General features: G+C 72.7%; 18 protein-coding genes and 1 pseudogene. 6 read left to right on the forward strand and 13 right to left on the reverse strand.

Annotated elements, in window-relative coordinates; all coding sequences use genetic code 11:
- Positions 1-22: 22 nt before the first annotated feature.
- Both AB0B50_RS25910 and AB0B50_RS25915 read right to left on the reverse strand, forming a co-directional pair.
- On the reverse strand, positions 23-766 hold the full coding sequence (locus tag AB0B50_RS25910; RefSeq protein ID WP_362336460.1) for a maleylpyruvate isomerase family mycothiol-dependent enzyme: 744 nt from the start codon (positions 764-766) through the stop codon (positions 23-25).
- 52 nt (positions 767-818) lie between these two features.
- Entirely contained in the window at positions 819-2,147 is a 1,329-nt protein-coding gene (locus tag AB0B50_RS25915) for an MFS transporter (protein WP_362336463.1), read from the reverse strand.
- A 143-nt stretch (positions 2,148-2,290) separates the two neighbouring features.
- On the opposite strand from AB0B50_RS25915, the gene AB0B50_RS25920 reads away from it, so the two are divergent.
- A complete protein-coding gene (locus AB0B50_RS25920) occupies positions 2,291-3,523 on the forward strand; it encodes an ROK family protein (RefSeq protein WP_362336466.1) in 1,233 nt (410 codons plus the stop codon).
- Here AB0B50_RS25920 and AB0B50_RS25925 read toward each other — a convergent pair.
- The 6 genes from AB0B50_RS25925 to AB0B50_RS25950 all read right to left on the reverse strand — a co-directional run bounded on the left by AB0B50_RS25925 (position 3,520) and on the right by AB0B50_RS25950 (position 8,198).
- The gene (locus AB0B50_RS25925; protein ID WP_362336469.1) at positions 3,520-4,758 is read right to left on the reverse strand and encodes an MFS transporter; all 1,239 of its coding nucleotides are present in this window, start codon (positions 4,756-4,758) and stop codon (positions 3,520-3,522) included. The genes AB0B50_RS25920 and AB0B50_RS25925 overlap by 4 nt on opposite strands.
- Positions 4,759-4,873: 115 nt before the next feature.
- Positions 4,874-5,476, reverse strand: a complete 603-nt coding sequence (locus tag AB0B50_RS25930; RefSeq protein ID WP_362336472.1) for a TetR/AcrR family transcriptional regulator — start codon at positions 5,474-5,476, stop codon at positions 4,874-4,876.
- Between the two features lie 76 nt (positions 5,477-5,552).
- Complete coding sequence (locus AB0B50_RS25935; RefSeq protein WP_362336474.1) at positions 5,553-6,491, reverse strand: phosphotriesterase; 939 nt, start codon at positions 6,489-6,491, stop codon at positions 5,553-5,555.
- Complete coding sequence (locus AB0B50_RS25940) at positions 6,488-7,072, reverse strand: DUF4865 family protein (protein WP_362336477.1); 585 nt, start codon at positions 7,070-7,072, stop codon at positions 6,488-6,490. The genes AB0B50_RS25935 and AB0B50_RS25940 overlap by 4 nt, the downstream gene beginning before the upstream one ends.
- 77 nt (positions 7,073-7,149) lie before the next feature.
- Positions 7,150-7,545: a cupin domain-containing protein gene (locus tag AB0B50_RS25945; RefSeq protein WP_362336480.1), complete on the reverse strand. Its 396-nt coding sequence runs from the start codon at positions 7,543-7,545 to the stop codon at positions 7,150-7,152.
- Positions 7,546-7,556: 11 nt separating this feature from the next.
- The gene (locus tag AB0B50_RS25950; RefSeq protein WP_362336483.1) at positions 7,557-8,198 is read right to left on the reverse strand and encodes a TetR/AcrR family transcriptional regulator; all 642 of its coding nucleotides are present in this window, start codon (positions 8,196-8,198) and stop codon (positions 7,557-7,559) included.
- A 162-nt stretch (positions 8,199-8,360) separates the two neighbouring features.
- Between AB0B50_RS25950 and AB0B50_RS25955 the strand changes: the two genes are divergently transcribed.
- From AB0B50_RS25955 to AB0B50_RS25965, 3 genes are read left to right on the forward strand one after another with little or no spacing between them, the layout of a single operon-like run.
- Positions 8,361-8,654, forward strand: coding sequence for an SHOCT domain-containing protein (locus AB0B50_RS25955; RefSeq protein ID WP_362336486.1), 294 nt, complete (start codon positions 8,361-8,363; stop codon positions 8,652-8,654).
- A complete protein-coding gene (locus AB0B50_RS25960) occupies positions 8,651-9,502 on the forward strand; it encodes an ABC transporter ATP-binding protein (RefSeq protein ID WP_362336488.1) in 852 nt (283 codons plus the stop codon). Before AB0B50_RS25955 ends, AB0B50_RS25960 begins: the two co-directional genes overlap by 4 nt.
- Positions 9,503-9,516: 14 nt before the next feature.
- Positions 9,517-12,078, forward strand: coding sequence for an ABC transporter permease (locus tag AB0B50_RS25965; RefSeq protein WP_362336859.1), 2,562 nt, complete (start codon positions 9,517-9,519; stop codon positions 12,076-12,078).
- A 53-nt stretch (positions 12,079-12,131) separates the two neighbouring features.
- Here AB0B50_RS25965 and AB0B50_RS25970 read toward each other — a convergent pair whose 3' ends face one another.
- The gene (locus AB0B50_RS25970) at positions 12,132-12,605 is read right to left on the reverse strand and encodes an ATP-binding protein (protein ID WP_362336491.1); all 474 of its coding nucleotides are present in this window, start codon (positions 12,603-12,605) and stop codon (positions 12,132-12,134) included.
- A 196-nt stretch (positions 12,606-12,801) separates the two neighbouring features.
- Complete coding sequence (locus tag AB0B50_RS25975) at positions 12,802-13,134, reverse strand: hypothetical protein (RefSeq protein ID WP_362336494.1); 333 nt, start codon at positions 13,132-13,134, stop codon at positions 12,802-12,804.
- A gap of 327 nt (positions 13,135-13,461) precedes the next feature.
- Here AB0B50_RS25975 and AB0B50_RS25980 point away from each other — a divergent pair, with 327 nt between their 5' ends.
- A complete protein-coding gene (locus AB0B50_RS25980) occupies positions 13,462-14,559 on the forward strand; it encodes a PLP-dependent cysteine synthase family protein (protein ID WP_362336862.1) in 1,098 nt (365 codons plus the stop codon).
- Positions 14,560-14,565: 6 nt separating this feature from the next.
- Here the strand turns inward: AB0B50_RS25980 and AB0B50_RS25985 are convergent, their stop codons facing one another.
- Complete coding sequence (locus tag AB0B50_RS25985) at positions 14,566-15,045, reverse strand: SRPBCC family protein (protein WP_362336497.1); 480 nt, start codon at positions 15,043-15,045, stop codon at positions 14,566-14,568.
- 207 nt (positions 15,046-15,252) lie between these two features.
- A pseudogene (locus AB0B50_RS25990) lies at positions 15,253-16,059 on the reverse strand (DeoR/GlpR family DNA-binding transcription regulator); the annotation flags it as partial.
- Positions 16,060-16,341: 282 nt separating this feature from the next.
- On the opposite strand from AB0B50_RS25990, the gene AB0B50_RS25995 reads away from it, so the two are divergent.
- Positions 16,342-18,606: a hypothetical protein gene (locus AB0B50_RS25995; RefSeq protein ID WP_362336865.1), complete on the forward strand. Its 2,265-nt coding sequence runs from the start codon at positions 16,342-16,344 to the stop codon at positions 18,604-18,606.
- Here AB0B50_RS25995 and AB0B50_RS26000 read toward each other — a convergent pair.
- Positions 18,566-20,980 carry a right-handed parallel beta-helix repeat-containing protein gene (locus tag AB0B50_RS26000; RefSeq protein WP_362336500.1) on the reverse strand — a complete coding sequence of 805 codons (2,415 nt, stop codon included), beginning with the start codon at positions 20,978-20,980 and terminating at the stop codon, positions 18,566-18,568. The two genes, AB0B50_RS25995 and AB0B50_RS26000, sit on opposite strands and share 41 nt — an antisense overlap.
- Between the last annotated feature and the right edge of the window lie 40 nt (positions 20,981-21,020).

Raw genomic sequence — 21,020 nt, forward strand, 5'->3', positions numbered from 1 at the left:
TCGACGAGTCGACGGCCGACCGTCAGCGCATGACGATCGCCGACTTCTCCCGCCACAGCGCGGCCAGCGAGGCGTCGCCCCTCACCTCGGGAAACGGAAGCCGGTTCCACAGCGCCAGATAGAGCCGCGCCGCCTGCCCGGAGACCTCGCAGTCGGCCGGTGCCGTCGCGCCGCGCTCGGCGACCGGCGGCCCGTCGGAGAGGCGAACGGTCCAACTCCACTCCTGCGGCGCGTCCGTGGCCCGCACCCGCAGTACGCGCGGCACATCGCTGCGCACCCGGCTCCTCTCGCGGGCGTGGAAGCCGAGCAGCAGCTCCTCGATGCCGTCCACGGCCGACGCGGTGCCGATCGGCGACAGCGTCTCGCCCCGCGCGGACTCGGCGTCCACCCGGTGGACGGTCGTCTCGTTCGCCTGCCGCCGCGCCCAGAAGGCGAGCGGCGAGGGGGAGGGCAGAAACGCCCAGCACTCGACGTCGGGCGGCGCGGTGGTGAGCGTCTCGACGAGCGTGGCGTGCCCCTCGCGGAACCAGTCGACGAGCGCGTCCCCGTCCAGGTCCGGGAGTTCGCCGCCGAGCCGGTACGAGGTGCGCCGCTCGGCGACGAACGCCGTGGCCCAGCGGTGCACCATCCCGGTGTGCCGCAACAGGTCCCGCACCTGCCAGTCCGGGCACGACGGCACCTTGGCGTCGGGCCCGGCCTGCTGGGCGGCACGGGCGAGCAACTGGCCTTCCCTGTCCACTACTTGAATGTGCTCGGAAATCTCCATGCGGGAGATTGTGTCCGATGCGGCGCACTGGAACCGGAACCTCCGTGTGATGTCAGGCCGTTTCCGTACGCTCCGTACGCCGTGTCGCGAAGCCGATGAGCGCGGCGACGGCGGCGAGCAGCGCGACGCTCGTCAGTGCCACGGGCAGCGAATACCAGTCCGCCATGAAGCCGATCAGCGGCGGCCCGACCAGCATGCCGCCGTAGCCGAGCGTCGACACGGTGGCGACGCCGTCGGGACCGGCGAGCGCGCCCGCGCGTGCCACCGCCACGGGGAAGATGTTGGCCAGGCCGAGCCCGGTGACGACGAGACCGGCGAGGGCGAGCCCCGCCGACGGTGCGAGCGCGCCCAGGAGCATCCCGACGCAGGCCGTCGCGCCGCCGCCCACCACTGTGCGGGTCCCGCCGAGCCGTTCGAGGAGCGCGGTGCCGGAGAGCCTGCCGACGGTCATGGCGAAGGCGAAGCACGAGTACCCCGCGGCGGCGATGCCCGGGTGCGCGTGCAGGTCGTCCTCCAGGTGCAGCGGAGCCCAGTCGGCGATGGCGCCCTCGCCGTAGGCGGTGCACAGCGCGATGAGCCCGAGGACCAGCACGAGCCCTCGGGTGCGGCGGTCCATGCGGCGCGAACCGCCGCGCTCCACAGGGGCGCTGGCGGATTCTCGTGCGGCGCCGGATTCTCGTGCGGCGCCGGAGTCTCGTACGGTGACGGAGTCTCGTACGGCGACCGAGTCTCGTACGGTGACGGAGTCTCGTGCGGCGACGGACTCCGGTATGTACGAGGCCGCCGCGTGCCGCAGCAGCGCGGGCGCCGTCACGGCGGTGACCGCGAGGCCGATGACGGTGATGCCGAGCAGATGACGGGTGGGGGAGAGGTGGGCGGCGACCAGGCCGCCGAGCCCCGCGCCGACCATCCCGCCCAGGCTGAACGCCGCGTGGAAGCTGGGCATCACGGGCCGGCGCAGCGCGCGCACCACGTCCACGGCGGCGCTGTTCATCGCGACGCTGATGCCGCCGTACGAGGCTCCGAAGAGCAGCAGCACGAGCCCGAGGGCGAGGACCGAGTCCGTCAGCGGCGGCAGTGCGACGCTCAGCGGGAGCAGCACCCCGAAGGTCACGGTCATCGGGATGCTGCCGTAGCGCCCGCAGAGCCGTCCGGTGAACGTCATGGTGACCACCGCCCCGGCCGAGACCGCTAGCAGGGCGAGGCCGAGTTCGCTCGCCGAGGCGCTGGTCTGCTCCTTGATTGCGGGGATGCGGGCGACCCACCCGGCGAAGACGAAGCCGTCGAGGGCGCAGAAGACGGTGAGGGCGACGCGCAGCCTGCGGAGGTCGGGCGGGGCGGACCGCGGCGCTGCGGTCTCGATTTTGTTTCGTAGCGGCACAAAGTCAGGGTAGGGGTGCGCGCGGGGCGCGGACAAGAGGGTGCTGTCGGACGCGTGCGGACGCACAGGACCGCTTCGGGGAGGAACGAACGGATGACGGGTGAACGGCGATGCCGTGTACGGATCATGGGAGACTCGCCCTCATGAACGGCAAGGCTGACCCCCGTGCCGAGGGGGAAGTGACCACGCGTACCCGCCTGGAGCGAGGGCGTGGCGCGTTGGGTCCCGCGCTCGAACTGGTCCACACCGGGCGCGCGCCGACCCGTGCCGTGCTCACGGCGGAGCTGGGTGTCACGCGCGCCACGGCGGGCGCCGTCGCCGCCGAGCTGGAGGCGCTCGGGCTGATCCGGATCGACGCGAAGCCGAGCGCCGCGGCCGGATCGCAGGGCAGGCCCTCACACCGGCTCTCCGTCGCCGAGTCGGGGCCCGTGGCGCTCGCCGCGCAGGTGCACGCCGATGGATTCCGGGCCGCGCTGGTCGGCGTCGGCGGGCGCATCGTGGCGACCGCGCCCGGCTGCGAGGCCGTCGACGCCGACCCCGCGCAGGTGCTCGGCGCCGTCGTGGACGCGGGCGCGCGGCTGTTGCGCGAGACGGGCAGGCGCTGTGTGGGCGCGGGCCTCGCCGTGCCGTCCGCGGTGGCCGAGCCCGAGGGCACCGCGCTCAACCCGATGCACCTGGCGTGGCCCGCGGGCGCGCAGGTCAGGGAGATCTTCGCCGCGTGTGTACGCGACGCGGGCATCGAGGGTCCTGCCTTCGCGGGCAACGACGTGAACCTCGCCGCGCTCGCCGAGCACCGCCACGGCGCGGGCCGCGGCGCCAGGGACCTGCTCTGCGTGGCGACCGGGCACCGGGGCGTCGGCGGCGCGCTGGTCCTCGATGGCCGCCTGCACACCGGAAGTTCGGGCCTCGCCCTGGAGGTCGGCCATGTCGTCGTGAACCCGGAGGGGCGCCCCTGCCACTGCGGCAGCCGGGGCTGCCTGGACGTCGAGACGGATCCCCTCGCCTTCCTGACGGCGGCCGGGCGCGAGCCGGGTCCCGAGGGGCTGCTCGTGCAGGCCCGCGAACTGCTCCGCGGCGCGTACGGGGAACCGGCCGTGCGCTCCGCCGCGGAGGCGCTGATCGACCGGCTCGGTCTGGGGCTCGCGGGCCTGGTCAACATCCTCAACCCCGACCGGATCGTCCTGGGCGGTCTGCACCGCGCCCTGCTGGAGGCGGACCCCGAGCGGCTGCGGGCCGTCGTCGCGGACCGCAGCCTGTGGGGGCGCAGCGGCGGCGTGCCGATCCTTGCCTGCACGCTGGACCACAACAGCCTGGTGGGGGCCGCCGAGCTGGCTTGGCAGCCGGTGCTCGACGACCCCTTGGCGGCGCTGGGTTAGACGGGCTGGGTCACTTCTTCCGTGGCCCTGTTCCCTTCGGTGGCCTTGCGCGCCGCCCCTTCGGGCCCGTGCGGCGCGGTGGTCGTGGCGGATCCGGCCCGGCGGCGCAGCAGGTCCGGCACCAGTGTGACGAGGCCCAGCACGGCGAGCCCCGCGCCGATCCACAGAGGTGCCCGCAGGCCGAAGGTGTCGATGGCCGGGCCGCCGACGGAGGTGGCGACGATGATGCCGAGGGTGATGAAGGACGAGTGGACGGTGTTCACCAGCGGCCGCGCGTTGCCGGCGCGCTGGACACGGATCGCCATGGCCGGGTTCATCGTGACGCCGACCAGTCCGATGCCGAGCATGAACACGACCGCGGGGACGGTCAGTTGGGCGAACAGCGCGAAGCCGACGAGGAAGGCGAGGTTGAGTGTGAGGCCGGTCAGGAGCACGGGAACGGGGTGGCGGTCGGCCAGCCTGCCGACGACCGTGTTGCCGATGACGGTGGCGGCGCCGTACGCGATGAGCAGGAGCGGGACGGTCCCGGTGGAGAAGCCCGTGATCTCGGTGAGGATCGGGTTGAGGTAGCTGAAGGCGGCGAAGGTCGCGCCGATGATGAACGTGCTGGTGGTGAGGACCAGCCACAGGCGCGGATTGCGGAAGGCGACCAGCTCCTGGCGGAGGTTGCCGCTCGCCTCGGTCGCGCCGTCGGCGCTCGGCACTCCGGCGATCGTGGCGAGGGCGGCGAGCACGGTCAGGAGAGTGATGGCCCAGAACGCGGCGCGCCAGCCCAGGTGTTCACCGATGACGGTGGCGAGCGGCAGGCCGAGCAGCGTGCCCAGCATCAGACCGTTGAGCACCACCGCGACGGCGCGGCCGCGCACTTCGGGCCGGGTGATGCCCGAGCCGAGCGAGATGGCGACGCCGAAGAAGGCCTGTGACGCGGCGCCGGTGAGCAGGCGGGCCACGAGCATGGTGCGGTAGTCGGGGGCGACGGCGGCGAGCACGTTGCCCGCCAGGAAAATGCCGAACAGCACCATCAGGGCCGACTTCTGACGCATCTTCAGCAGGGCGACGGTGAGGAAGGGGCCGCCGATGGCCATCGCCGCGGCGAACGCGGTGATGAGGTAGCCGATCTCGGGAATGGTGGCGTCCAGTCCCTCGGCCATCTGCGGCATCAGTCCTGCGACCACGAATTCACTGGTCACCATGGCGAAGATGCCGAGGGCCAGTACGTATACGGCGCGGGGCATGGGTGGGCTCCTGTCGGGCACAAGTTTTGGATAGAGCAGTACAAAAAAAGAGCATGAAGGGGTGCGGAGTGGCGCGAAGGGGCGCATCCGAGGGGGAGCGGTCGGGGCGAGGGGGCTACCGAGCCGTCGTCAGTGCGTCAAGAGCCGTCTCGGCGATGGCCTCCAGGGTGGCGCGGTCGGCGCCGCCCTGTGCGGAGACGCGCATGCCGCCGATGACGGCGTTGATGTAGCGGGCGAGGGTGTCCGGGTCCCGCTTCGACGTGATGTCGCCGTCGCTCTGCCCGGTCCGGATCGCGGCGCGCAGCGCGGTGATCCGTGTCGCGAGGTCCCGCTCCAGCATCCCGGCGGCCTCGGGGTCGCGCCCGGCGAGTTCGACGGTCGTGTTGACCGTGAGGCAGCCGATGCTGTGGCCGTTCTCGCGGTGCTCGAACTCGCCGTCGACGACGCGGACGAAGAGGGCGCGGAGCCGCTCCGTCGCCGTCCGCCCGGCGTCCTCCAGGATCTCGATCTGGCCGGCGTTCATGGTGTCCATGTAGCGGGCGAGGGCCCGCCGGAACAGGTCGTGCTTGCTGCTGAACGTGTTGTAAATGCTGCTGCGGCCCAGTCCGGTGGCCTCGCACAGGTCCTGGGTCGAGGTGGCCTCGTAGCCATTCGCCCAGAAGGCATGCATCGCCGCGTCCAGGGCCCGCTCCTCGTCGAAAGTCCTCGGTCGGGCCATGTCGGTACCGTACCCGTTCTGGAACGATCAGTGCAATACGTCTTCGGTGCCGCTGGAGCGCTGCGTCCCGCGAGGACTACGCCCACGCCACCCCGAACGCCCGCCCCGGATTCACCGTCAGGATCCGCGTCACCGTCTCCGCGCCCACCGCGAGCTCCAGGCGGGGGCGGACCCTGCGGAGCAGGTGCGGCATGCCGGGGCCGCCGTTCACCGATCGTGCGGCCGCTGTCGTCGTGTCGCCGCCCAGGAGCAGGCGGTCGGCGAAGCCCGCCTCGGCCAGGGAGCGGATCGCGTCCGGCATGCGCCAGTCCGTGGCGTGGTTCGCGCGGGAGGGGCCGTCGAAGGCCAGGTACGCGCCCGACCGCGCGGCCTGGAGATGGGCGGTGAGGTCGGGGGAGCGGTTGAGGTGGCCGAGGACCACCCGGTGCGGGGGTACCGCCAACTCGCCGCAGAGCAGGTCGAGTACGTCCAGTGCTCCGGTGCCCAGCTCCAGGTGGACGGTGATGGGCGCGCCCGTGGCGTGGTGCGCCTCGGCCGCCGCCGTCATGGTCCAGCGGGCGTGGGCGTCGAGTCCGTGGAAGCCGCCCGCGACTTTGATGAGGCCTGCCAGGGCCCTCGACTCCCCGATGCCTTGCGTGAGTTCGCGGACGAAGAGGCCTGCCAGGCCGTCCTCGCGGAGCCGGTCCAGGAACTCCCGCGTGTAGTGCGCGGCCTGGTGCAGCCCCGTCGCCGCGACCAGGTGAACCCCCGTCACCCTCGACAGCTCCGGCAGCCGCCCGGCGTGCCGCCCCATGCCGTGCGGCGTCCACTGCACGACGCTCTGTCCGCCCGCCGCGCGGAACGCCGCCAGTTCGTCCGCCGCCGCCTGCGCCGAGTCCAGCTCCTGGCCCGGCAGTTGAGGGCTGCTGAGGAAGAGGTGGTCGTGGGCGTCGCAGACGCCGAGGTCCGCAGGGGCGACGTCGCCGAGGACCGTGCGGACGGTGCTCGGTGACGTCGCGGGCTCCTGTCCCGTCACCACTGCCTCCCGCGCGGCAGCTTCTCGCGCTCCGGCGACGACAGGTGCAGCACCTGGAAGACGTCCCCCGCCTCTGCCGGTGCCTCGTGGTCCCAGAGGGAGAAGTGCACCGCCTCCCAGGTGCGTGGATCGACGGCGACCATGGCGCTCACCGCGCCGTCCTCGCGCACCGACCGCGCCGCCTCCGCGGCGAGTTCGGCCGCGAGCTCCGGCAGCGGCGTCGGCGCGGGAATGCGCTGACAGCGACGCACGGCCGCCTTCGGCACGGCTGCGGTCGCGGCCCCCTCCTCGTACGCGAGGACCGTCCAGTGCTGCACCTCGGGCCGCCCGAAGTCGTGGGAAAGGCCCTGGAAACCGGGCCCCCAGAGGAAGGAGTTCATGCCCTCCGCGGTGTTCCAGAGGTAGAACGGCGCGTACTGGTTCACGGGCGAGCCGTCCCTGTCGCGCTCGCGCATCAAGTACGCCTTGAAGCCGAGCCCGGGGAAGTCGTCCAGAAGGTGGCCCTTCGACTCGACGCGGTGGCGGATGATGCCCATGTCGTAGTCGGCGGGCAGGGTGATCTCGTACTGCATCGCGTGCATCGCGTACTCCCGTGGTGGCAGGCCAAGTTGGGGTGACGGGCTCAGGTGGTGCGGCAGGCCCAGGTGGTGCGGCAGGCTCAGGTGGGGTAGGTCTCGGCGTCGACCAGGGCGCCCCAGTCGGCGGTCGTCCCGTCCTCGGCGGCCTCGACCACGGCCAGGTGCGTCATGAAGGTGCGTGGCCCGGCGCCGTGCCAGTGCGCCTCGCCGGGCTCGATCCAGACGGTGTCGCCCGCCCGGATCGGCTCGACCGGACCCCCTTGGCGCTGCACGAGCCCCTCGCCCTCGGTGACGTGCAGGACCTGGCCGTGCGGGTGGCGGTGCCAGGCCGTGCGGGCGCCGGGCGTGAAGTGGACACTGAACATCCGTAGCCGGGAAGGGGATGCGGGCGCGGCGATCTCGTCCAGCCAGACGGCCCCGGTGAAGTGCTCGGCGGGGCCGCGCATGCTGTCGGGCCGGTTCCGGGTGATGTGCAACGTGCGGATCCTTATCGCGTGGTGGTGCGGGGCTGAGTGGTGGTACGGGGCTGAGTGGTGGCACGGGGCCGGTCGCCGGTGCGCGCGGCCGCGAGGAGCGTGAGCAGACCACGCACCGCGGCGTCGAACGCGGCGGGGGACGCGGACGAGCGGGCCAGGACGTAGCCGCCCTGCACCGTCGCGACCACCGCCGAAGCGGTCTCCCGCGGGTCGATCGAGGCGATGAACTCGCCCTGCGCGCGGCCCTCTTCGACGATCCCGGCGAGCCGCTCGCGCAGCCAGTCGAGTGTCTCCGTGACGGGCGCGCGCAGCTCGTCGCTGGCGATGACGTCCGGGTCCATGGTGAGCCGCCCGACCGGGCAGCCCCGGAGCACGTCGCGCTCGCGCAGCAGATACGCCTCGACGCGCTCGTACGCCGATCCGGAGCCGCCGAGGACCGCCTCCGCGGTGGCGCGCATCTCCTGCGCCGTGCGCCGGATCGCCGCGAGCGCCAGGTCGGGCTTGCCCGCGAAGTGGTGGTACATGCTGCCCTGCCCCGCGCCCGCGTGCTGCTGGATGGCCTTGGGGCTCGTGCCGACGTAACCCCGCTCCCACAGCAGCTCGCGGGTGGACTCGATCAGACGCTCCGGAGTGCTCATGCACTCACTGTACATACTAGTAGGTACAGATATCCACCGGCGGCGGGAGCAGGCGCGTGCGCCGCACGTACTCCCGGGGTGGTACACGGGGTGCCGCTGGCCGTACGACGACGTGAGGGCCCTGCCGGGGCGAGTTTGGAGGCATCGCGGAAACCGCTTCGAAGGAGCTGAGTTCAGATGCAGACCCTGGCGCACTGGGACGGCGGGCCCGGCCCGTGGATCCTCTTCTTCCCGCTGATCTGGGCGGCCGTCGTGATCGGCGCGGTCACCCTCCTCCGCCGCACCGTCCGGCGCGGCCGTCGCGGCCCGTTCCGGCCCTCCGAGGGCCCCGCCGCCGTCGACCAGAACTCGCCCATCGCCGTGCTCGGCCGTCGCTTCGCCTCCGGTGAGATCGACGAGGACGAGTACTGGCGCCGGCTGACCGTCCTCAACGAGGAGTTCGGCCGCGCGTCCAAGGGCGGTGCGGCATGAACACCGCGACCGGACCGGCCACCCGGACCGTGCACACGGACGCCGCCCGCGTCACCGACGCAGTGAAGGTCTACGGCAGCGGGGACACGACCGTACGGGCCCTGGACGGGGTGAGCGTCGGCTTTCGCGCCGGACGCTTCACCGCGATCATGGGCCCGTCGGGCTCGGGCAAGTCCACGCTGATGCACTGCGCGGCGGGCCTGGACACGCTCACCTCCGGCGCTGCCTTCATCGGCGACACGGAGCTCGGCGCGCTGGACGACCGGCGTCTGACGCTGCTGCGCCGCGACCGCGTCGGCTTCGTCTTCCAGGCCTTCAACCTGGTGCCGACGCTGACCGTCGCCGAGAACATCACCCTGCCCATGGACCTCGCGGGCATCCGCGGCGACCACGAGTGGACGGACGCCCTCGTCGACGTCGTCGGGCTGCGCGACCGGCTGCACCACCGGCCGTCCGAGCTCTCCGGCGGACAGCAGCAACGCGTCGCCGTGGCGCGGGCGTTCGCCGGGCGGCCCGACGTCGTCTTCGCCGACGAGCCGACCGGCAACCTCGACTCGCGCTCCGGCGAAGAGGTGCTGAACCTGCTCGGCCGGGCGGTGCGCCGGATGGGCCGCACCGTCGTCATGGTCACCCACGACCCGGTGGCCGCCGCCCACGCCGACGAGGTCGTCTTCCTCGCCGACGGCCGCCTGGTGGACCGCATGGAGTGCCCGACGGCCGACTTGGTCCTGGACCGGATGAAGGCCCTCGACACGAGGCCGCCCGCCGCGTCCTCGCCCGCGCACTCCGCCACGTGGCCCGACGCCGGGCCCGGCACGCGGCCGGGCGGAAAGGAGTCGTCGTCATGAGCGCCCCGAGTTCGCTGCGCGCCTCCACGCGCCTGAGCCTGTCCTCGCTGCGCGGCCACAAGCGCCGCTTCGCCGGTACGTTCCTCGCGGTCATGCTCGGCGTCGCCTTCCTCGCGGGCACGCTCGTCATGGGCGACACCCTGCGCGCCAGCTTCGACACGATGTTCGGCAACGCGACGAGCGGCACCGACGCGGTCGTCCGCAGCGCCGACACCATCACCACGCCCGACGACAGCCAGGGCACCCGCAAGCCCGTCAGCACCGACCTCGTCGCGACCATCGAGAAGAGCGACGCGGTGGCCGTCGCCGCGCCCAGCATCCAGGGCGCGGGCCAGCTCCTCGGCAAGGACGGCGAGCCCATCGGCGGCCAGGGCCCGCCCACGCTCGCCGGCAACTGGATCGACGACGCCGACCTGAACGCGTACCAACTCGCCGAAGGCCGCGCCCCGTCGAAGTCCGGCGAGGTCGTCGTCAACCGAGGCGCCGCGAAGGCCGGCGGCCTGAAGGTCGGCGACACGACGACGCTGCGCACCCCCGACCCGGTCGAGGTGAAGATCGTCGGCCTCGCGACCTTCGGCGGCGAGGACGGCATGGCGCAGACCACCTTCACCGGCATGACCCAGGCCGACGCCGAGAAGTACCTCACCCCGAAGCCCGGTGAGGCCTCGACCATCCAGGTGCGGGCCGGACCCGGCGTGAGCGAGCGGGAACTCGTCGACGCGCTGACTCCCGTACTCCCCAAGGGAGTCGAGGCCATCACCGGCGAGGCGTCGGCGGCGGAGAACACGGACAACATCTCCGGGCAGTTCCTGTCCCTGTTCACCGGCTTCCTGCTGGTCTTCTCCGGTGTGGCGCTGCTCGTCGCCACCTTCAGCATCCACAACACCTTCGCCATCGTCGTCGCCCAGCGCACCCGCGAGAACGCGCTCCTTCGCGCGCTCGGCGCCTCGCGCCGCCAGGTCACCGCGTCGACCCTCGTCGAGGCGAGCGTCGTCGCCGTGGTCGCGTCGGCCGCGGGCATCGCGGGCGGCATCGGCATCGCGGCGGGCCTGCAGGCGCTCTTCCCCGCCATCGGATTCCCCTTCCCCGAGGGCGACTTGGTGATCAGCGCGCTGTCCATGCTGCTTCCGCTCGCCGTCGGCGTCGTGGTCTGCCTGGGCTCCGCGCTGCTGCCCGCCGTACGGGCCGGGCGCACCGCACCGCTCGCCGCGCTGCGCGAGACCGCGGTCGACCACTCCGGTGCCTCGCGGCGCCGCGCCGTCATCGGGACGGGCCTCGCGCTCGTCGCCGTGGGCCTCGCCCTGATCGGCGTCCTGGTCAGCCCGTCGATCTGGCTGGCCGGCGCGGGGGCGGTGCTGGCCCTGGCCTCGTTCGTGGTGCTCGGCCCGGTCGCCGCCACGCGTGCGGTACGCCTGCTCGGCGGGCCCCTGGACCGGCTGCGCGGTGTCACGGGCGGCCTCGCGCGGCGCAACGCCCTGCGCAGCCCCAAGCGGACCGCGGCCACCGCGAGCGCGCTGATGATCGGCGTCGCCGTCGTCTCCCTCTTCACGGTCTTCGGCGCCTCGCTGAAGGCCACGATGGACCAGACGGTCAGCCGCTCCTTCGCGGGCGACGTCGCGGTGAGCACCCCCGGCTTCGGCGCGGGCGGCAGCGGCCTGAGCCCGAAGTTGGCCCCGGCGCTCGCCGAGCGTCCTGAGGTCGAGACCGCGGTGGGCCTCGGCAAGGGCGCCGCGGAGGTCGACGGCGAGGGTCGCGCCCTGACCGTCACCGACCCGGTTCCGTTCGCCCGGTCCTTCGACCTCGGCAGGGTGGAGGGCTCGCTCGACTCGCTCGGCGACGACGGCATCGCGATCACCCGCCCGGAGGCGGAGAAGCAGGACCTGAAGGTCGGCTCCACGGCCGAACTGGCCTTCGCCGACGGCAAGAAGGAGACGTTCACCGTCCGTGCCGTCTTCGGCCGCTCGGAGCTCGCCGGTGACTACGTCATCGACCGCGAGGCCTGGGCACCGCACCGCATGCAGGACGCCGACAGCCTGGTCTCGGTCACCTTCAAGGACGGTGTGAGCGCGGCCGAGGGCAAGGCGGCCGTCGCCAAGACCGCGCGGGACTACGGCAATCCGGACGTACAGACCCGTGAGGAGTACGCGCAGTCGTCTGCGAGCGGCATCGACATGATGCTGACCCTGGTCTACGCCCTGCTCGCCCTCGCGGTGCTCATCGCCCTGCTCGGCATCGCCAACACGCTGACACTGGCGATCCACGAACGGACCCGTGAACTGGGCCTGTTGCGCGCGGTCGGACAGACCAGGGCGCAGCTGCGGGCCATGGTCCGCTGGGAGTCGGTGCTCGTCGCGGCCTTCGGCACGGTGGGTGGGCTCGCGCTCGGCGGCTTCCTCGGCTGGGTCCTCGTCAGGGCGTCGGACGGCGCGAGCGACAGCGACTTCGCGTTCGCCGTGCCGCCGGTGCAGCTCGTGGTGGTCGCCCTGGTGGGCCTGACAGCGGGAGCCTTGGCGGGCCTGCGCCCGGCTCGGCGGGCGGCGCGCCTCGATGTGCTGCGGGCCATCGCCACCGAATGACGCCGTGCGAAGTCCCGTACGACGAAGGGCGTACGGAACGTGTCACCGCCCGGTCAGCCGACAACGGCCGACCGGGCGGGAGTCTTTCCGACTGCCCCGTACATGGGGTACGCGGGCAGGGCCACCGCCGGAGACGGGGCGGGGAGTGTGAACCACACGATCTTTCCCGCGTCGCCCTGCGGGCGCACGCCCCAGCTCTCGCTCACCGCCGCGACCATCGCGAGCCCGCGGCCACAGGTGGCGAAGGGCTCCGCGTCGCGGATCTGGGGCAGCCGGGGGTCGTGGTCGTGGACGGAGACCATGAGGCGGTCGAGCAGCAGCTCGATCTCCACCGTGCACATCTTGTCCGGTTCGGCATGCCGGTGGACGTTGGTGAGCAGCTCGGTCACGCCGAGGGCGGCCTGGTCTATCAAGGGATCGAGATGCCAGTAGCGCAACTGCGCAGAGACGATTCTGCGGACCTGGCCGATCCGCGACGGCAGGGCTTGGAGCTCTACCGTGCAATGCCTGCTTGGCTGGCTGATCACGGCTGCGACTCCCCGAAATGAGGTCCGGAAGAAGACGACGTTCGGATCCAGCAGGGGCCGCGTGGTCTGCCGCCTGCTGTATGGCCGGCGGGCTGGTTCGCAGCGTCATCGCCGGTTAACCCAGAGTGATGTTGTGAGACCAGAGTGACTCAGGGGGTGCGGGCGTGCAACTCGCGCGTGGTGCCGCGGGGCCCGCTCAGCCTCGCGGCCGGTGGTGCTCCGTGGCGCTGCGCACCGCCTCGATGAACCTGCGCACCGTCGGTGGCCCGGCCTCGCCGGGCCCCGGTTCGTGCTCGCCGAGGGTGAGGCTGTAGCGCGTGCCGTTGACTTCGGCGAGGGCCCGGTCGTCCGCGGCGAACCACGGCTTGCCCGTGCGCACCGCCTGTACCGGCGCGCTGTCGATCTCCTTGCCGTAGCTGGTGAGCAACTCCAGCCTGCCGTCCGTGATCCGGACCTGGCCCGCGCGCGTGAGGGAGCGCAAACGCCGCCCGATCCGCACGCCCGTTGCCGTGAACTCCGGCTCCGCCATGCCGCTTCGCCCCCTTGTGGTTTCGGTGAGTGCACCGTACGGGACTGGCGTCCCGTGCGGTGCAGTCTGCACGCACCCGGCGTCGAGCACCAGTGCGCATGTAGACGTCGGCCAGGGACGGAAGGGGGCGCGCGAGGGCGTCTCCAGGCGCACGCGCCAAGGCTGCGCCAGCAGTGTCTTTGAGGTGCTCAAAGGTGTGTTTATGCAGGTGAGGAGCGTGCGGAGGGTGTTTAAGATCGAGGTGTACGGCCGCGTCGAATCGCGTCCGGCACGACGCGAAGGAGCCCCGCCGTGAGCACCCCACAGCAGGATCGAGTCGACCAGTCGATGCCTACGCTCGACGTCGACCACAGCGACGCGGAGTACCGCGCCTGGCTGAAAGAGGCCGTCCGAAAGGTGCAGGCCGACGCCAACCGCTCGGCCGACACCCACCTCCTGCGCTTCCCGCTGCCCGAGCAGTGGGGCATCGACCTGTACCTCAAGGACGAGTCGACGCACCCGACCGGCAGCCTCAAGCACCGCCTCGCCCGCTCGCTGTTCCTCTACGGCTTGTGCAACGGCTGGATCAGGCCGGACCGCCCGGTGATCGAGGCCTCCAGCGGCTCGACGGCCGTCTCCGAGGCGTACTTCGCGAAGCTGATCGGGGTGCCCTTCATCGCGGTGATGCCGCGCACGACCAGCGCCGAGAAGTGCCGACTGATCGAATTCCATGGCGGCCGGTGCCACTTCGTGGACGACCCCCGCACGATGTACGCGGAGTCCGCCTCCCTCGCCGTCGAGACCGGCGGCCACTACATGGACCAGTTCACCTACGCGGAACGCGCCACCGACTGGCGGGGCAACAACAACATCGCCGAATCGATGTACCAGCAGCTGCGGTTGGAGCGCTATCCCGAGCCCGCGTGGATCGTCGCCACGGCGGGCACCGGCGGTACGTCGGCGACCATCGCGCGCTACGTCCACTACATGCAGCACGACACCCGCATCTGCGTCGCCGACCCGGAGAACTCCTGTTTCTTCGACGGCTGGACGAAGAACGACCCGGACGCGACGAGTGACTGCGGCTCCCGCATCGAGGGGATCGGCAGGCCCCGCATGGAGCCGAGCTTCGTGCCCGGTGCGATCGACCGCATGATGAAGGTGCCGGACGCGGCCTCCGTCGCCGCCGTGCGCGCCCTGGAGAAGGCCATCGGCCGCAAGGCGGGCGGCTCGACGGGGACGGGCCTGTGGAGCGCCCTGAAGATCGTCGCCGAAATGGTGGCCGCGGGCCGCACCGGCAGCGTCGTCACCCTCATCTGCGACGGGGGCGACCGTTATCTGGACAAGTACTACTCGGATGCGTGGCTGGCCGAACAGGGCCTGGACATCGCGCCGTACGGACAGGCGATCGACACGCTCCTGACCACCGGCGCCTGGCCCGAGTAGCGGCCCCTAGGCCTTGGTCTCGGCGAGCCTGCGGTCCAGGGCCGTGACGGCATCGCGGAACGCCCGGCCGAGGCCCGCCCTGCCGAGCCGCAGCGTGGCGCGGAAGGGCGCGGGGCCGTCCGCCGCGAACGTCCACTGCACGCGGGTGCCGGTGCCTGCCGGGGCGAGCCGCCACTCCTCGACCAGGGCCCGGAGGCCGGGCGCATTGGTCTCGTCGACGCGGTAGGCGTACCGCTCCGGCTCGTCGCTCGCGAGGATCGACTCCTGGAAGCGGGTGCCGCCCTTGAGCCGGACCTCGCGGCCCTTGCCGCCGTCCGTGGGCCGGCACAGGGTGACCGCGGTGAACCACTGGGGCCAGCCCACCACGTCCTGGGCGAGCGCGCGGTGGACCGCTTCGGGGGACGCGCTCACCTCGCGCGCGAAGACCAGGCGCAGCGGAGCGGAGTCAACGAATTCGAGCCCCACAGGGCTCAGTCGGCGTGCCATCGAGCTCTTCCCCCCAGTGAAACGGAACGGGACGGTCTCGGTCGACCGGGCACCGTCACCATAGCTGGCGGACCGTCAGATGTCTGTGGGGGCCTCGGAGTTCCTGGCCCCGCCGACGGCACCGTCGGAATCCCTGGTGGCGATCTCGGCCTCCCCTGCACCACTCACGGACTTGTCGGCACCCGCGGACTCGTCGGCCGCTCCCCGCTCACCCGTGACCACGAGCCGGTTCAGATGCTCGGAGATCTCCGTACGCGCCTCCGCGGGCAGCCCCGCGTCCGTCACCAGCGTGTCGACCTGGGCGAGCGTGGCGAACGAACTCAGTCCCACCGTCCCCCACTTGGTGTGGTCCGCGACCACCACCACGCGCCGCGCCGACTGCACGAGACGCCGGTTCGTCTCCGCCTCGGCGAGGTTCGGCGTCGACAGGCCGGCCTCCAGCGATATGCCGTGCACCCCCAGGAAGAGCACGTCGAAGTGGAGCGCTCCGATCGCCTGGTCCGCGACCGGGCCGACCAGTGAGTCCGAGGGGGTGCGCACTCCACCGGTCAGGACCACCGTCGCCGCGCCCTGGCGCTGTCCGGAGGTGCGCTGCGCGGAGTGGAAGACGTCCGCCACCCGCACCGAGTTGGTCACCACCGTCAGGTCCGGCACGTCCAGGAGATGGTGCGCCAGCGCGTACGTCGTCGTGCCTCCGGACAGGGCGATCGCCGTGCCGGGTGTCACCAGGGATGCCGCGGTCCGCGCGATGTCCTCCTTGGCGGTCAGCTCCAGGCCCGACTTGGCCTCGAACCCCGGCTCGTGCGTGCTCGCCTCGATCACCGGGACCGCGCCGCCGTGGACCTTCTCCAGGACGCCCTGGCGGGCCAGCGCGTCGAGGTCGCGGCGGACCGTCATGTCGGACACACCCAGTTTCCGGGTGAGTTCATTGACGCGGACCCCGCCCCGGCGGCGCACCTCGTCGAGGATCAGGGCACGGCGCTGCTCGGCGAGGAGGTTCTGGTTGTCGCTCACGCCCGGTCCGGCCCTTCTGCCTCGTCACGCCCCGTCGCGCCCGCCCGGCGCGCTGCCTCATCCTCGCATGTGCCGCCGACAGCCGTGCCACCGCCCACGAGCCCCGCACGGCCCGGAACGGGGAGATTGCGTGACGAGGGATGCGCCGAGGGGCGGGACCCGAGATCCTTGTCCCCTCACAACGCGCATCTCGGGGGAAGCGGAACAGTGGAGCGTGCCACGCAGGACGAGACCGCCCTGGAACTCCTGGTCCACGGAGTCGGCGGAACCACACCGGAAGAGATGCTGGGCGACCCGCGCACCGTGCGGATCTCCGGCGACGACACCGCGGCCGTCTTCCGCCGCACCGAGGACGCCGACGCCGAACGGCGCCCCGACGACTACCGCGGCAAACCGGTCCCCGAGGCGTACGTCTGGTGCAACCTGACCTCCGGCAACGGCTCCCGCGCCCTGTGGCTCCTGTTGCTGCCCTTCATGGTCGTCAACCTCGCCCACTGGATGCGCCCGACCTCGCGCCACCGCAGGCGGCTCGTGCGCACCTACGGCCTCCTCGTGCGCCTCGTCGGCCTCACCCTCACCGTGCTGCTCGTCGCCGCCGCCTGCGAGGTCGCGCTGGACCTGACGGCCTGGCAGTGCGCGGGCACCCCCGACTGCGCCGCCGACCGCGCCTGGCTCGGCTTCCTCGCCACCGACGCCTCCGGCGACGGCGGTTGGTGGTCCCAGCCCGGCCGCCGCCTCGCCCTCGCCGCGGCCGTGCCCGCTGCCCTCACCGGCCTGCTCTGGTACCTCTCCCACCGCACCTGGAGTGCGTACGAGTCCCAGCAGCCGCTGCCCCACAAGGCCGACCCCGAGGAGGAGACCAGCCGCACCGCACTCGGCAGGCCCGGGTTCTGGTACGGACGGCGCCTGGTGGCCCGGCTGCGCGCCGCCCACACGGCCGCGGGCCTGCTCACCGTCGCCGCCGCGGTCGGCACGTCGGCGGCGCGGCACGACCGGCGCCCCGGCGGCCCCGCCCTGCTCGACGCGCTCGGCTGGGCGCTCGACTCAACTCTCTTCCTCGGCGGGGGCATTGTCGTCTGGGTGGTGCTCCGCAGGGGCCGCAGCGAGAACAAGCTCGACCGGGGGCTCGACAAGACCCTGGTGCGCTGGCTGCCGCTGAGCGCGCTCGTCCTGCTCGTCCTCACGGTGCTGTACGCCGGGTGGTCGCGCCCCGGCTGGCGCTCCGAGGGCAGGCTGCCGGGCGATGCCACCTTCGGCGGCATCGCGCTCGTCCAGGGGCTCCTGGTCATCGGCCTCGCGGTGGTCGCCCACCTCCTGTACCGCACCTCGCCCGACTCCCGCACCGCCATCCGCGGCTTCGGCGGCCCCGCCGTCGCGATGCTGTCCTGCGCGCTCGGCGGCGTGATGTCCGGCGGCGGGGCGCAGCGCGTCTCCGACTGGCTGGACGGCAGCCAGGGCTCGATCGACGGACCGCCCGTGCTGCTCACCTGGCAGGCGTCCGTGATCCCGCCGCTCCTGATCGTCGTAGCGGTGCTGTGCGGCTGGTTCGGCTTCCGCACCGTGCAGCGCAAGCGCCGCGAGATGGAGCGGATGCCGCTGGACTACCCCGACGAGCGCAAGGACTCCACCCGCACCCGCCGCATCGCGGGCACCCGCGCGCGTGCCGCCCTCACCGACCGCGCGCCCCTGCTCGTCGGCATCATCTCCGCCGTGACGCTGGTGCTTGGCGCCGGAGCCCTCACCTGTGCCTGGCTGACGGAGGAGACCCCGAGCCAGGCCGCCCAGGGCACGCCCGACGTCCTGGAAGGCTCCGCCGAGACCGCCCAGGCCCTCGGCTCCTGGCTGATCGGCTTCGGGTTCATACTCTTCGTCACCTGGGGACGGCGTGCCTACAAGGACCCCTCGGCCCGCCGCACCATCGGCATCCTCTGGGACGTCGGCACGTTCTGGCCGCGCGCCGCCCACCCCTTCGCCCCGCCCTGCTACGCCGAGCGCGCGGTGCCCGACCTGACCTGGCGCATGGCCACCTGGACGCGCGCCACGCAGGCCACCGGCGGTCGCCTCGTCCTCTCCGGCCACTCCCAGGGCAGCGTCCTCGCGGCGGCCGCGGCCTGGCAGCTGCGCCCCTCGGTCCGCAGACGCGTCGCCCTGCTCACCTACGGCTCACCCCTGGAGCGCCTCTACGGCCGCTGGTTCCCCGCCCACTTCGGCCCGGCGGCCCTGATGTCCCTGCACCGCGAGGTCGACTGCTGGCGCAACCTGCACCGCACCACCGACCCGATCGGCGGCCCCATCAACCTCCACGGCGACTGCGGCCCCCAGGTCGACCGCGCCGCCCTCAAGGACCCCCTCGCCTACGGCCGTACGGAGGCACACCCGCTGCCCGCGCCGATCCTCGGGCACGGCGACTACCAGGCCGACCCGGCCTTCGCCGAGGAGCGCGCACGGCTGCTCGCCCGCCTCAAGCCCGAGGTGCCGTCGCCCAGGCCATCGGAGGCGGACCCGGTCACACCAGGTCCGGCAGATCCTCCGGATACAGCAGGGTGAGGTCGTCCGTGCTCGGCTCGGTGAGCTGGGCGACCCGGCCCGCGTGCCGCTCCACCATCGCCTCGAAGGTCTGCCGCGCGGTGCGGCCGTTGCCGAACGCGGGCCCCTTGGGAATCGCCGTGAAGTACTTCAGGAGCGCCTCGGACGCGCCCGTGCCCAGGCGGTACTCGTGCTCCTCGGACTGCTGCGCCACGATCCGCAGCAGCTCCTCGGGGACGTAGTCGCTGAAGGTGATGGTCCGCGAGAACCGGGACGCCACACCGGGGTTGACGGAGAGGAAGCGCTCCATCTCCGCGGTGTAGCCCGCGACGATCACCACGACGGCCTCGCGGTGGTCCTCCATCAGCTTCACCAGCGTGTCGATGGCCTCACGGCCGAAGTCGCGCCCGGAGTCCTCGGGCGAGAGGGCGTACGCCTCGTCGATGAACAGGACACCCCCGCGCGCCCGGTCGAACGCCTCCTGGGTGCGGATCGCCGTCGAGCCGATGTGCTCGCCGACCAGGTCCACGCGCGAGACCTCGACGAGGTGGCCGCTCTCCAGGACGCCGAGGGAGGCGAGGATCTCGCCGTAGAGGCGGGCGACGGTCGTCTTGCCCGTGCCGGGGGAGCCGGTGAAGACCAGATGGCGGCGCACGGACGCGGCCTTGAGCCCGGCCTGCTGCCTGCGGCGGCCCACCTCGATCATGTCGGTGAGGGCGCGCACCTCGCGCTTGACGCTGTCCAGGCCGACCAGGGCGTCGAGTTCGCCGAGCACCTCCTTGGAGGCGCGGGCGGCCTTCTCGGACGCGGCGGGCGCCGGGGGCTGCGGCGCCTGCTGGGCCGGCACGGAGCCGAGCAGGCCGACGGTCTGCGTGGCCGTCTGCACGGCGGGCGTCTCCTGCGCGGCCGGCGTGGGGGTGCGCAGGCCACCGCTCTCGTCGCTCGCGCAGTCCTCGACGAGCGGCCCTTCCTCGGAGAACTCGAAGCCGCCGCGCGCGCACCGCTCGGTGCGGCACTTCTTCAGCGTCGTACGACATCCGTCGATGACGTGGAAGCCGTAGCCGCCGCTGCCGCTGACCCGGCAGCCGTGGAAGCTGCCGCGGCCGCCCGCGGAGACGTAGAACCCGGCCTCGGCGGGTGAGGCGACCGTGCAGCGCTCGATGGTGGGGTCCGCGCCCTTGGTGACGATCACGCCCGTCTGCACGGTGTCGATGGTGCAGTTGGCGAGCGTGCCGCCGCTGCCGTGGTCGCGGAACCACGCGCCCGTGGCGACCTCACGGATACGGCAGTCGTCGAGCTGGGCGGTCGCCCCGTCGCTCACCGACACCGCGGTGTTGCGCACCTGCGAGAGGTCGCTGTCCACGACGTCGGCGCGCGAGCCGCGGTCCAGGACGAACAGCGCGTCCGGCACGTCGCGCACCCGGCACGACTCCAGTACGGCGGTCGCGCCGTCGCTGACCCAGACCGCCGGATAGTCGCCCGTACTGTCCTGGATATCGCACTGGTTGGCGTCCACGCGCGTGCCCGGGTCCCACACCGACAGGCCGTTGCGCCCGAATTGGCGCACCGTGGAGCGGGTGAGCGTGAGCACGGAGCGCGAGCGCAGGTCGATCGCGTTCTCCGGGATGTCGTGGATCTTGCAGTCGGCGAGCGTGAGCACGGCGTCCGTGTCGAGCGTGACGCCGTCGGATGTGGTGCGGTGCACGGCGCAGTCCGTCAGATGCGCCGCGGCCCGCCCGCTGATCTGCACCCCCGAGCCCTTGACCTCGTACACCTCGCAGCCGATGGCCTCCAGGCCCGTGTGCTCACCGGTCACCGCGAGCCCGGCGCCCGAGGCGTGGTGCACCCGGCAGCGCTCCAGGCGGGGGTGCGCGCCGCCGCGCACCGCGACGCCGGACTGGCCCGCCGCGACGATCTCGCACTCCTCGAAGACACCGCCGCCGCCGTCGAGCACCGCGATGCCGATGCCGCCGGGGTTGTCGACCGTGCAGCGGCGCACGGTCGGGCGCGCGCCGCCGCGCACCTCGATGCCGGCCGCGGAACGCGTCACGACGCGGATGTCGGCGAGCTCGGGGGCGCCGTCCTCGACGAGCAGCGCGGGCGCGGAGGAGTCCTGGCCCTCGACGTGCAGGTCCTGGACGACGGCGGAGGCGCGGACGGTGAGCGGCACCCCGTCGGACGGCGCGATGCGCACGGAGCCCGGGGAACCCTCGGGGCCGCGCAGCGTCACCGCGCGCTGGACGACGAGGTTCTCGCGGTAGGTGCCGGCGGCGACGGTCAACACGTCCCCGTCGCCCGCGGCCTCCAAGGCGGCGGCGAGCGATGCGTATTCGCCGGTGCGGCGCCGCCACCGCGACGTGCCGGTGTGCGTCACCTGGACCGTGCCCTGTGCCATGGAGTTGCTCTGCCCCCACCTCGTCGTACGCGGGATCCTG

Origin of the sequence: Streptomyces sp. NPDC041068 (assembly GCF_040647455.1) — a bacterium.
In the GTDB taxonomy this organism is placed as follows: Bacteria; Actinomycetota; Actinomycetes; order Streptomycetales; family Streptomycetaceae; genus Streptomyces.

Bases quoted from the DNA above. Each gene is read 5' to 3' on its own strand.
- AB0B50_RS25910 (WP_362336460.1), bottom strand. From the start codon at position 766: ATGGAGATTTCCGAGCACATTCAAGTAGTGGACAGGGAAGGCCAGTTG.
- AB0B50_RS25920 (WP_362336466.1), top strand. From the start codon at position 2,291: ATGAACGGCAAGGCTGACCCCCGTGCCGAGGGGGAAGTGACCACGCGT.
- AB0B50_RS25925 (WP_362336469.1), bottom strand. From the start codon at position 4,758: ATGCCCCGCGCCGTATACGTACTGGCCCTCGGCATCTTCGCCATGGTG.
- AB0B50_RS25930 (WP_362336472.1), bottom strand. From the start codon at position 5,476: ATGGCCCGACCGAGGACTTTCGACGAGGAGCGGGCCCTGGACGCGGCG.
- AB0B50_RS25940 (WP_362336477.1), bottom strand. From the start codon at position 7,072: ATGCACGCGATGCAGTACGAGATCACCCTGCCCGCCGACTACGACATG.
- AB0B50_RS25950 (WP_362336483.1), bottom strand. From the start codon at position 8,198: ATGTACAGTGAGTGCATGAGCACTCCGGAGCGTCTGATCGAGTCCACC.
- AB0B50_RS25955 (WP_362336486.1), top strand. From the start codon at position 8,361: ATGCAGACCCTGGCGCACTGGGACGGCGGGCCCGGCCCGTGGATCCTC.
- AB0B50_RS25960 (WP_362336488.1), top strand. From the start codon at position 8,651: ATGAACACCGCGACCGGACCGGCCACCCGGACCGTGCACACGGACGCC.
- AB0B50_RS25975 (WP_362336494.1), bottom strand. From the start codon at position 13,134: ATGGCGGAGCCGGAGTTCACGGCAACGGGCGTGCGGATCGGGCGGCGT.
- AB0B50_RS25980 (WP_362336862.1), top strand. From the start codon at position 13,462: ATGCCTACGCTCGACGTCGACCACAGCGACGCGGAGTACCGCGCCTGG.
- AB0B50_RS25985 (WP_362336497.1), bottom strand. From the start codon at position 15,045: ATGGCACGCCGACTGAGCCCTGTGGGGCTCGAATTCGTTGACTCCGCT.
- AB0B50_RS25995 (WP_362336865.1), top strand. From the start codon at position 16,342: ATGCTGGGCGACCCGCGCACCGTGCGGATCTCCGGCGACGACACCGCG.
- AB0B50_RS26000 (WP_362336500.1), bottom strand. From the start codon at position 20,980: ATGGCACAGGGCACGGTCCAGGTGACGCACACCGGCACGTCGCGGTGG.